The organism is Deinococcus hopiensis KR-140 (genome assembly GCF_900176165.1).
In the GTDB taxonomy this organism is placed as follows: Bacteria; Deinococcota; Deinococci; order Deinococcales; family Deinococcaceae; genus Deinococcus; species Deinococcus hopiensis.
On sequence record NZ_FWWU01000009.1, the window covers coordinates 2680234 to 2690375 of the forward strand.

16 protein-coding genes are annotated in these 10142 nt (G+C 65.1%); all 16 read right to left on the reverse strand.

The genetic code is table 11. The features are described from left to right. Positions 1–40: 40 nt before the first annotated feature. The 16 genes from rplX to fusA all read right to left on the reverse strand — a co-directional run bounded on the left by rplX (position 41) and on the right by fusA (position 9939). Positions 41–388, reverse strand: a complete 348-nt coding sequence (gene rplX / locus B9A95_RS26435; protein WP_084049974.1) for a 50S ribosomal protein L24 — start codon at positions 386–388, stop codon at positions 41–43. Beyond that, entirely contained in the window at positions 388–792 is a 405-nt protein-coding gene (gene rplN / locus B9A95_RS26440) for a 50S ribosomal protein L14 (RefSeq protein WP_012693995.1), read from the reverse strand. Before rplN ends, rplX begins: the two co-directional genes overlap by 1 nt. After that, the gene (gene rpsQ, locus B9A95_RS26445; RefSeq protein ID WP_084049975.1) at positions 789–1073 is read right to left on the reverse strand and encodes a 30S ribosomal protein S17; all 285 of its coding nucleotides are present in this window, start codon (positions 1071–1073) and stop codon (positions 789–791) included. Before rpsQ ends, rplN begins: the two co-directional genes overlap by 4 nt. After that, positions 1070–1297: a 50S ribosomal protein L29 gene (gene rpmC / locus B9A95_RS26450; protein WP_084049976.1), complete on the reverse strand. Its 228-nt coding sequence runs from the start codon at positions 1295–1297 to the stop codon at positions 1070–1072. Before rpmC ends, rpsQ begins: the two co-directional genes overlap by 4 nt. After that, complete coding sequence (gene rplP, locus B9A95_RS26455; RefSeq protein ID WP_084049977.1) at positions 1284–1709, reverse strand: 50S ribosomal protein L16; 426 nt, start codon at positions 1707–1709, stop codon at positions 1284–1286. The genes rpmC and rplP overlap by 14 nt, the downstream gene beginning before the upstream one ends. Then, entirely contained in the window at positions 1709–2455 is a 747-nt protein-coding gene (gene rpsC / locus B9A95_RS26460; RefSeq protein ID WP_084049978.1) for a 30S ribosomal protein S3, read from the reverse strand. The genes rplP and rpsC overlap by 1 nt, the downstream gene beginning before the upstream one ends. Then, a complete protein-coding gene (gene rplV, locus B9A95_RS26465; protein WP_084049979.1) occupies positions 2455–2883 on the reverse strand; it encodes a 50S ribosomal protein L22 in 429 nt (142 codons plus the stop codon). Before rplV ends, rpsC begins: the two co-directional genes overlap by 1 nt. After that, the gene (rpsS, locus tag B9A95_RS26470; protein WP_034356066.1) at positions 2880–3167 is read right to left on the reverse strand and encodes a 30S ribosomal protein S19; all 288 of its coding nucleotides are present in this window, start codon (positions 3165–3167) and stop codon (positions 2880–2882) included. Before rpsS ends, rplV begins: the two co-directional genes overlap by 4 nt. Positions 3168–3181: 14 nt before the next feature. Beyond that, on the reverse strand, positions 3182–4015 hold the full coding sequence (rplB, locus tag B9A95_RS26475) for a 50S ribosomal protein L2 (protein WP_084049980.1): 834 nt from the start codon (positions 4013–4015) through the stop codon (positions 3182–3184). A 13-nt stretch (positions 4016–4028) separates the two neighbouring features. Further along, positions 4029–4316, reverse strand: a complete 288-nt coding sequence (locus B9A95_RS26480; RefSeq protein WP_084049981.1) for a 50S ribosomal protein L23 — start codon at positions 4314–4316, stop codon at positions 4029–4031. Continuing rightward, entirely contained in the window at positions 4313–4933 is a 621-nt protein-coding gene (gene rplD, locus B9A95_RS26485) for a 50S ribosomal protein L4 (protein ID WP_084049982.1), read from the reverse strand. Before rplD ends, B9A95_RS26480 begins: the two co-directional genes overlap by 4 nt. A gap of 3 nt (positions 4934–4936) precedes the next feature. Then, entirely contained in the window at positions 4937–5560 is a 624-nt protein-coding gene (rplC, locus tag B9A95_RS26490) for a 50S ribosomal protein L3 (RefSeq protein WP_084049983.1), read from the reverse strand. Further along, entirely contained in the window at positions 5557–5880 is a 324-nt protein-coding gene (gene rpsJ / locus B9A95_RS26495; protein ID WP_010886955.1) for a 30S ribosomal protein S10, read from the reverse strand. Before rpsJ ends, rplC begins: the two co-directional genes overlap by 4 nt. A gap of 5 nt (positions 5881–5885) precedes the next feature. Beyond that, positions 5886–7103: an elongation factor Tu gene (gene tuf / locus B9A95_RS26500; protein WP_084049502.1), complete on the reverse strand. Its 1218-nt coding sequence runs from the start codon at positions 7101–7103 to the stop codon at positions 5886–5888. Positions 7104–7321: 218 nt separating this feature from the next. Beyond that, complete coding sequence (locus tag B9A95_RS26505) at positions 7322–7750, reverse strand: hypothetical protein (protein WP_084049984.1); 429 nt, start codon at positions 7748–7750, stop codon at positions 7322–7324. Positions 7751–7845: 95 nt separating this feature from the next. Then, positions 7846–9939, reverse strand: a complete 2094-nt coding sequence (gene fusA, locus B9A95_RS26510) for an elongation factor G (RefSeq protein ID WP_084049985.1) — start codon at positions 9937–9939, stop codon at positions 7846–7848. Positions 9940–10142 lie beyond the last annotated feature (203 nt).

The window sequence follows — 10142 nt, forward strand, 5'->3', positions numbered from 1 at the left end:
CGGACGGGTCGCCCGGGTTCACGCCTCGCGTGCCCCTGAATCAGTCGATGACTTTGCCGCTCGCCACCGCGACGCGAACCTTCTTGCCGTCGACGATCTGCTTGCGGATACGGGTGGCCTTGCCGGTCTCGGGGTCCACGATCGACACCTTGGAGGCGTGCAGCGCGCCTTCACGCTGCTCGATGCCGCCCTGGGGGTTGCTCTGCGAGGGTTTGACGTGCTTGGTGACGAGGTTTACGCCCTCGACCACGACCTTGGCCTCGCGGGGCAGCGCGAGCAGGACCTTACCGGTCTGGCCCTTGTGCTTGCCGCTGCGCACGACCACGGTGTCGCCCTTTTTGACGTGCAGCTTGTCGCTGTGGTGGCTTCCAGCGCTGGGACGGGGCATTACAGCACCTCCGGGGCCAGGGACACGATCTTCATGAAGCGGCGGTCGCGCAGCTCGCGGGCCACCGGCCCGAACACGCGCGTGCCGCGGGGCTCGCCCTGGTTGTTGATGATAACGGCGGCGTTCTTGTCGAAGCGGATGGTGCTGCCGTCGGCACGCTTGATTGCGTGGCTGGTGCGCACGACCACGGCCTTCACCACGTCGCCGGCCTTGACGGCGCCGCGGGGAGCCGCGTCCTTGACCGAGGCGACGATGATGTCACCCACGTGGGCGTAGCGCTTGTTGCCGCCGCCGCCCGTGGTCAGGCCCTTGCCGCCGATGCCGCTGTTCAGCACGCGGATGCACATGATCTCGCGCGCACCGCTGTTGTCCGCCACGTCGAGGCGGGACTGGGGCATGATCATTGTTGACCGCCTTCGGTCTCCACAGCCGTCGTCTCGATGCCGCGGGGACGCTCGATGAGCTTGGTGACCTTCCAGGTCTTGGTCTTGCTGATCGGGCGCACCGCGATGATCTCCACGCGGTCACCGATCTTGTACTCGTTCGTCTCGTCGTGGGCCGCGTACTTTTGGCTGCGGGTCACGACCTTACCGTAAAGGGGGTGCATGAAGCGGCGCTCGACCTTGACGCTGACCGTCTTGTCGGCCTTGTCGCTTACCACGACGCCCGTGAAGGTCTTTTTCATTGCTGCTCTCCCGACTGGGCGCTGCCCACGCGGGCGGCGCGGCTCTGCTCGCTGCGGATGGTGTTGAGCTGAGCCACTTCACGGCGCAGCTCACGCACGCGGTGCGGTTGGGCCAGGTTGCCCATGGCCACCTGGAACCGCAGCTCCATCAGTTCCTTCTTGCGCGCCTCAATCTCCTTGGCGAAATCGGCGTCCGCCAGGTTGCGCATGTCACTGGGCTTCATCGTACACCTCGCGCTTGACCATCTTGGTGCTGATGGGCAGCTTGTGGCCGGCCAGGCGGAAGGCTTCCTTCGCCTGCTCCTCGGTCACGCCGGAGACCTCGAACATCACGCGGCCGGGCTTGACCACGCTGACCCAGTACTCCACAGCACCCTTACCCTTACCCATTCGGGTTTCAGCGGGCTTCTTGGTAACGGGCTTGTCGGGGAAGATGCGGATGTAGATCTTACCGCCGCGGCGGAAATGGCGGCTCATCACGATGCGGCACGCCTCGATCTGGTTCGAGCGGATCCAGGCGGGTTCCAGGGCCACGAGGCCGTAGTCACCGAACGCGACGTAATCGCCGCCCTTGGTATCGCCGGTCATGCGGCCGCGCATCTGCTTGCGGTACTTGGTGCGCTTCGGAAGAAGCATCACTCACCTCCGGGGCGACGCCGCGCGCTGGGACGGCGGCGGTTGGGACGGTCGCCACCCTCGGGACGGCGCTCGTCGTTGCGGCGGGGCGGGCGGGCCAGCGTTTCGGTGCGGCCGCCAATCACTTCACCGTTGAACACGAGCACCTTGATGCCCAGGATGCCGTAGGTGGTGCGGGCCAGCGCGGTGCCGTAGTCGATATCGGCGCGCAGGGTGTGCAGCGGCACGCGGCCTTCGAGCACCTTTTCGGTGCGGGCCTGCTCGGCGCCGCCCAGGCGGCCCGACAAGATGATCTTGACGCCGCGCGCACCCGACTCCATCACGCGTTGCGCGGCCTGCTTCATGGCGCGGCGGAACGCGAAGCGGCGCTCAATCTGCTCGGCGATGCGCAGGGCCACCAGGGGCGCAGAGATGTTGGGGTTGGGAATCTCGGCGACGTTCACGGCCACCGTGCCCGCCACGACGAGGCGCTCGATGTCGCCGCGCAGCCCCTTGATGCTCTCGCCACCCTTGCCGATCACGATGCCAGGCTTGGCCGCCGAAATGATCACGTTGACCTGCTGGCCCGCGCGCTCAATCTCGATGCGGGCGATGCCGGCGGCCGAGAGCTTGCGCTCAACGAGCTTGCGGATCTTCTCGTCTTCCTTGAGCAGCTTGGAGTACTGCTTCTTGCCGGCGTACCAGCGGCTGTTCCAGCCACGGGTAATGCCCAGGCGGAAGCCGTTGGGGTTGATCTTGTTACCCATTACTTGCTCCCCCTCTGGGTGGAGGCGCGCTCGCCCACGATAATCGTGATGTGGCTGGTGCGCTTCTTGATGATGTTGGCGCTGCCGCGGGCGCGGGGAATCAGACGCTTGAGGGTCGGACCCGCATCCACGTAAGCCGCCGTGATCACGAGGCGGTCTTCGAGCATCTCGTCGTTGTTGATCGCGTTGCTCTTGGCGCTCTTGAGCACCTTGGCAACCGGCTCGGACGCGCTCTTGGGCAGGAAGCGCAGCAGGTCCTCGGCGTCCGCGACGCTCTTGCCGCGAATCACGTCGACGACGAGGCGCACCTTGCGGGGGCTCATGCGCACGTACTTGGCCACGGCGTAACCGGGGCGGCGCAGCTTGACCTGCTGCTTGCGCTGCTTCTTGTTGCGGAAGGTCTGCTCAGTGGTGGCGGGGGCGGTCATTTCTTCTTGCTCCCCTTGGCGTTCTTGTCTGCGCCGTGGCCGCGGTAGGCGCGGGTGGGCGAGAACTCGCCGAGCTTGTGGCCGATCATCTGCTCGTTGACAAACACCGGCACGTGCTGCTTGCCGTTGTGCACCGCGATGGTGTGGCCGATCATCTCGGGAACGATGGTGCTACGGCGCGACCACGTCTTGATCACGCGCTTGTCCTTACGCTCGTTCTGGGCGTCCACCTTTTTCAGGAGGTGGTCATCCACGAACGGCCCTTTCTTCAGGCTACGGGGCATGTCTTCTCCCCTCCTTACTTCCCGCCGCGGCGGGTGATGATAAAGCGGTCGCTGATCTTGCGCTTCTTGCGGGTCTTGAGGCCTTTGGCAGGCTGACCCCAGGGGCTGACCGGCACGCGGCCTGCGCCCGTGCGGCCCTCACCACCGCCGTGTGGGTGATCCACAGGGTTCATGGCCGAGCCGCGCTGGTGCGGCTTTTGCCCGAGCCAGCGGCTACGGCCGGCCTTACCAATCACAATGTTCTTGTGCTCGGCATTGCCCACCACACCGATGGTGGCGTAGCACTCGGAGTGGATACGGCGCAGCTCACCGCTGGGCAGGCGCAGGATCACGTAGTCGTTTTCCTTACCCTGCACCTGGATGGAGGTACCGGCGCTGCGGGCGATTTGCGCGCCCTTGCCGGGGATCATCTCAACCGAGTGGACCACGGCACCGACGGGCACGAAGCGCAGGGGCAACGCGTTGCCGAGCTTGGGCTCGGCCTCGGGGCCCGCGTTCACGGTGGCGCCCACCTGCAGGCCCTCGGGGGCCAGGATGTAACGCTTCTCGCCGTCCGCGTAGTGCAGCAGGGCGAGGCGGGCGCTGCGGTTGGGATCGTACTCGATGGCAGCGACCTTGGCGGTCACGCCCGCCTTGTCGCGGCGCTTGAAATCAATGATGCGGTACAGACGCTTGTGCCCGCCGCCGATAAAGCGGCTGGTGATGCGGCCACGGTTGTTGCGGCCACCAGTCTTGGGCATCGCTTCGGTCAGCGCCTTTTCGGGGCGCTTCTTGGTCAGTCCGCTGAAGTCGGCGGTCGTCATCTGACGGCGCGACGGGGTATACGGACGGTATTTCTTGACGGCCATGTTCAGTCTCTCCTTAGGCCTGGCCCTCAAGGGCCTCGATGCTCTGACCGTCCGCGAGGCGCACGATGGCCTTCTTGCGGTCGACGCGGTGCCCAGTAAAGCGGCCCACGCGCTTGCGCTTGCCCGCGATGTTCATGGTGCTGATGCCCACGACCGTCACGCCAAACGCCTGCTGCACGGCGGCCTTGATCTCGGTCTTGGTGGCCTTGGGGCTCACCCAGAACGAGTACACGCCGCGCTCCATGCCCGCGTACGCCTTCTCACTGATCACGGGCTGCTTGATGATGTCGTAGTGGCTCACTGCGCCGCTCCTTCCAGGGACACTTCTTCCTGAGCAGGCTCGAGGGCAATGGCGTCGATCACCAGGCGCTCGTGGCGCAGGATGTCGTACACATTCAGGCCCGCGACGGGCAGCACCGTGGCCCAAGAAACGTTTCTGGCCGCGCGGCGGGTCAGCGCGTCGTCGGTAACGATCAGCACGCGCTCAGAGCCGTCCAGACCGTTCTGCGCGGCCCAGGCCACGAAGCTCTTGGTCTTGCCGTCGAGGTCGAAGCCGTCTACCGCCACCAGCTTGCCGCCTTCCTGGCGGTCGGCGAGGGCCATCGCGAGGCCCAACTGGCGCACCTTGCGGGGCAGGGTGTAGGCGTAGGAGCGGGGCTTGGGGCCGAAGGCCACGCCGCCGCCCACGAAGTTGGGCACAGAGCGGTCGCCGTGACGGGCGTTGCCGGTGCCCTTCTGGCTGTACATCTTGTGGCCCGTCTTGCTCACCTGGGCGCGCGTCTTGGTGCTCGCGGTGCCGCGGCGGCGACCGGCGAGCTGCCAAGTCACGACCTCGTGCAGCACGTGGGGGTTCACTTCCGGCAGGTCGAGGTCGATGTTACGGCCCCCGTTCTTGCCGATGACGTTGATCTGCGCCATGTCTTACTTGCCTCCCTTGGCGGCCTGGCGCAGCACCACGAGCCCACCGTTCGCTCCAGGCACCGCGCCCTTCACGAGGATGATGTTCTCGTCCGCACGCACCTCGACCACTTCGAGGTTCTGCACGGTCACGCGGTCCATGCCCATGTGGCCGGCCATGCGCTTGCCCTTGTACACGCGGCCGGGCGTCTTGCGCTGGCCGATGGAGCCGGGACGGCGGTGCCACTTCTTGGAGCCGTGGCTCGCGGGACCACCGGCGAAGTTCCAGCGCTTCATGACGCCCTGGAAACCCTTGCCCTTGCTGGTACCGGTCGCGTCGATCTTCTCGCCCTCGGCGAAGATGTCCACGTTCACGGTGTCGCCATCGGGCGCAAAGCCGCGAAACTCGCGCAGGAAACGCACGGGCGAGACGCCCGCCTTCTTGAAGTGACCGAGCTGCGGCTTGTTGACCCGCTTCTCACTCTTGGGTGCAAAGCCCAGCTGCACGGCCTCGTAGCCGTCGGCCTGCGCGGTCTTGCGCTGCACGACGGGGCAGGGCCCGGCCAGCACGACCGTCACCGGAACGGCGCGGTCGCCCTTCCAGATCTGGGTCATGCCAATCTTGGTGCCGAGGATGCCCTTGGTCATGCGCGGCCCCCGACGGTCTTGATCTCGATGTCCACGCCCGTGGGCAGATCGAGGGTCATCAGCGAGTCAATCGTCTTCTTGGTGGGGTTCATGATGTCCACCAGACGGTTGTGGGTGCGGATCTCAAAGTGCTCGCGGCTGTCTTTGTACTTGAAGGGCGAGCGCAGCACGGTAAAGCGGCGGATGCGGGTGGGGAGCGGCACGGGACCGCTCACGTCCGCCCCGGTACGCCGGACCGTGTCCACGATCTTGGAGGCGGACTGGTCCAGCGCCTTGTGGTCAAAGCCACGCAGTTTGATACGGATCTTCGGGGCAACCATTTGTATTACTCCAGGACCTTGGCGACGACGCCAGCGCCGACGGTGCGTCCACCTTCGCGGATGGCGAAGCGCAGACCTTCTTCCATGGCGATGGGCTTGATCAGTTCCACCGTGAAGGTCACGTTGTCGCCGGGCATCACCATTTCCACGCCCTCGGCCAGTTCCACCACGCCGGTGACGTCCGTCGTGCGGAAGTAGAACTGCGGACGGTAGCCGCCGAAGAACGCGCTGTGACGGCCACCCTCGTCCTTGCTCAAGACGTACACGCTGGCCTCGAACTTGGTGTGGGGCTTGATGCTGCCGGGCTTGGCCAGCACCTGGCCGCGCTCCACGTCGTCGCGAGCGACGCCGCGCAGCAGCACACCGACGTTGTCGCCGGCCATGCCCTGATCGAGCAGCTTGCGGTGCATTTCGATGCCCGTGACGGTGGTCTTGCGGGTGTCGGTCAGGCCGATGATTTCGACTTCGTCCTGAACCTTGACGACGCCGCGCTCAACGCGGCCGGTGGCGACGGTCCCGCGGCCGGTGATGGTGAAGACGTCTTCGACGGGCATCAAAAAGGCCTTGTCGGTGGCGCGCTCGGGGGTGGGGATGTAGGAGTCCACGGCGTCGAGCAGTTCCCAGATCTTGTCCACCCACTGGTTTTCACCGCGGGCGGTCTTGGGGTTGCTCTGGAGGGCTTCGAGGGCCTGGAGGGCGCTGCCCTTGACGACGGGAAGGTCGTCGCCGGGGAACTCGTACTTGCTCAGCAGTTCGCGGACTTCCATCTCGACGAGCTCGAGGAGTTCTTCGTCGTCGACCATGTCGACCTTGTTCATAAAGACGACGATGTAGGGCACGCCGACCTGACGCGCGAGGAGGATGTGCTCGCGGGTCTGGGGCATGGGGCCGTCCGCCGAGGAGACGACGAGGATGGCGCCGTCCATCTGGGCCGCACCCGTGATCATGTTTTTGACGTAGTCGGCGTGGCCGGGGCAGTCAACGTGGGAGTAGTGACGGGTGGGGGTGTTGTACTCGACGTGGGCGGTGTTGATGGTGATGCCACGGGCTTTTTCTTCGGGGGCCTTGTCGATCTGGTCGTAGGCGAGCTTTTCGACGGTCGGGTCCGAAGCGGCGGCGGTGAAGGTGATCGCGGCCGTGAGGGTGGTCTTCCCGTGGTCCACGTGCCCGATCGTTCCCACGTTCACGTGGGGCTTCGTCCGCTCAAACGTTCCTTTTGCCATGATATGTCTCCTCCAAGCGGTGGGCACGGCGAAAAAACCCTTTGATCGGGCTTTTGCGGGTGATCCCACATTGGGTTGATTCCCGCCAGGGCAGTGTCCCCGCCAAGCTGGCACGTTGCGCGGAAGTTCAGCTCAAGGCCGTAAAGCTCCCGGCGCACCGACTTGCTAAGGTATCAGGAAGGAAGGCGGGGATCAACCCCCGGGGAGCTGTAGGCCTGTTACCGCTGCGTATACGCCTGCACCTCGCGGTCAAAAGCGCCGATCAACATCACAACGCCCAGCACCGTTCCCAGCGGAAACGCCAGCAGGCTGAGCACGGCGATGACCATGCTGGCCACCCGGCCCCAGGCGCGGCCTTCCAGCACCCCGCGGCGGGTGAAGTACAGCAGCAAGATGATGCCCGAAAGCAGAACGAAGGAGGTCCAGAGCACGACGGTGATCTGCTCGGCATCCAGGGGAGCGATGGCCTGACCAGTGGCCTGTCCCATATCGGCCAGCAGGGTATTGACGCTGTCTCCCAAGAAGGGGAGTGTCAGCAGGGAAAGGGCGTTGTAAAAGAGGCTGATCAGCAGCGGCACCGTGACAAAAGCCAGGCGCGGCGGCCTCGGTCCATTGGGCAGAGATTTCTGAGAGAGCGGGGAATCCATACGGTGTAGAGTACCGCGCCTCTCCCCCTTTCCGTGGCCCACACCAAAGGAAAAACCCGCCTCTGCGGCGGGTTCTTCCTGCAAGTCCTGGGGCCTTACTTCTTCATCAGCTGCTGGGCGAGGTTGTTGGGCACCTGCTCGTAGTGATCGAAGAACATGGAGTAGGAGGCGCGGCCCTGCGTCATGGAACGCATGTCGGTGGCGTAGCCAAACATCTCGCTGAGGGGCACAAAGGCCTTCACGATCTGGGCGTTGCCGCGGGCTTCCATGCCCTGAATCTGACCGCGGCGGGAGTTGAGGTCACCGATGATATCGCCCATGTAGTCCTCGGGCACGGTGACTTCGACGCGCATGATGGGTTCGAGCAGCGCGGGGGCGCCCTTCTGCACGGCTTCCTTGAGGGCCATCGAACCGGCGATCTTGAACGCCATTTCCGAGGAGTCCACCTCGTGGTACGAGCCGTCGTACAGGCTGACCTTCATGTCCACGACGGGGAAGCCCAGCATGGGACCGCTCTGCATCGCTTCCTCGATGCCCTTCTGGGCCGGGTTGACGAACTCGCGGGGCACGGTGCCGCCCACCACGGCGTTCTCGAACACAAAGCCCGCGCCGGGCTCGAGGGGCTCGGCCTTGATCTTGACGTGGCCGAACTGCCCGCGTCCGCCCGACTGCCGAACAAACTTGCCTTCCACGTCGACGGGACGGGTGATCGTCTCGCGGTAAGCCACCTGGGGCGCGCCCACGTTGGCCTCCACCTTGTACTCGCGGCGCAGGCGGTCCACCAGAATTTCCAGGTGAAGCTCACCCATGCCCGAGATGGTGGTCTGGCCAGACTCCTGGTCGGACTCCACGCGGAAGGTGGGGTCTTCTTCCGCAAGCTTTTGCAGGCCAATGCCCATCTTTTCCTGATCGGCCTTGGTCTTGGGCTCGATGGCAAGCTTGATGACGGGCTCGGGCACGTCGATGCTTTCGAGCAGCACGCGGTCGTCGCCGTCGCCAATCAAGGTGTTGCCGGTCCCCGCGTCCTTCAGGCCGATCACGGCGCCGAGCTCGCCGGCCTTCAGTTCGGCCACTTCCTCGCGGCTGTTGGCGTGCATCTTCAGCAGTCGGCCCACGCGGTCACGCTTGTCCTTTGAGGCGTTGTACACGTAGCTGCCGCTCTGGAGGGTGCCCGAGTAGATGCGCACGAAGGTCAGGCGGCCCACGTAGGGGTCGGCCATGATCTTGAACGCCAGCGCGGCCAGCTTGCCTTCGGGATCGGCGGGGAACTCGGTGGTCTCCTCGCTGTCTTCCAGGCGGCCCTTGATCGCGGGGACTTCCAGGGGGCTGGGCAGGTAGTCGATCACGGCGTCGAGCAGCAGCTGAACGCCCTTGTTCTTCAGGGCCGAGCCGCACAGCACCGGGAAGATCTTCTGCTCGATGGTGCCCTTACGCAGCGCGAACACCAGCTGCTCAACGCTGGGCTCCTCGCCTTCCAGGTACATCATCATCAGGTCTTCGTCGACCTCGGCCGCCGCCTCAATAAGCTGGGCGCGCATCTCGGTCACCTTGTCGGCGAACTCGGCGGGCACGTCGGTCTCTTCGATATCGGTGCCGAGGTCGTTGGTGTAGAAGTGTGCGCGCTGACGCACGATGTCGATGATGCCCTTGAAGTCGCTTTCCTGGCCCATCGGGTACTGGATGGGCGCGGGAATCGCACCGAGGCGCTCGCGGATATCGTTCAGCACCAGTTCGAACGAAGCGCCGGTCTTGTCCATCTTGTTGGAGAACGCGATGCGGGGCACGCCGTAACGGTCGGCCTGACGCCACACGGTTTCCGACTGGGGCTCCACGCCCTGCGAGGAGTCGAACACGGCGACAGCACCGTCGAGCACACGCATGGAGCGCTCCACCTCGATCGTGAAGTCCACGTGACCGGGGGTGTCGATGATGTTGACGACGTACTCCTGGTCGGTGCCGCTGCGCTTCCACTTGGCGGTTGTGGCGGCGGCGGTGATGGTGATGCCGCGCTCGCGCTCCTGCTCCATCCAGTCCATCGTCGCGGCGCCGTCGTGCACCTCGCCGATGTTGTGGGTGCGCCCGGTGTAGTACAGGATGCGCTCGGTGGTCGTGGTCTTGCCCGCGTCGATGTGCGCGGCAATCCCGATGTTGCGGAAGTGGGTGAGGTAGCTCTGGGCTTTGGTGGTCATAAGACTCCCTGATTCTGGCGAGTGACGGGCTGCGTCACCGTAAGGTCAACCTCTGGTTTTCAGCGAAACGGGACAGCCTGCCGAAAAAGGCCGCTGTCCGCGTTGGGGCGTGCCGGAGTATTCCGGCTTCCGCGGGTCCCGCTCCACTGCGCAGCAATCGGAAATGCGCCGCTTGCCGCTCGGTTACGCGGGTCCCGCTTTCT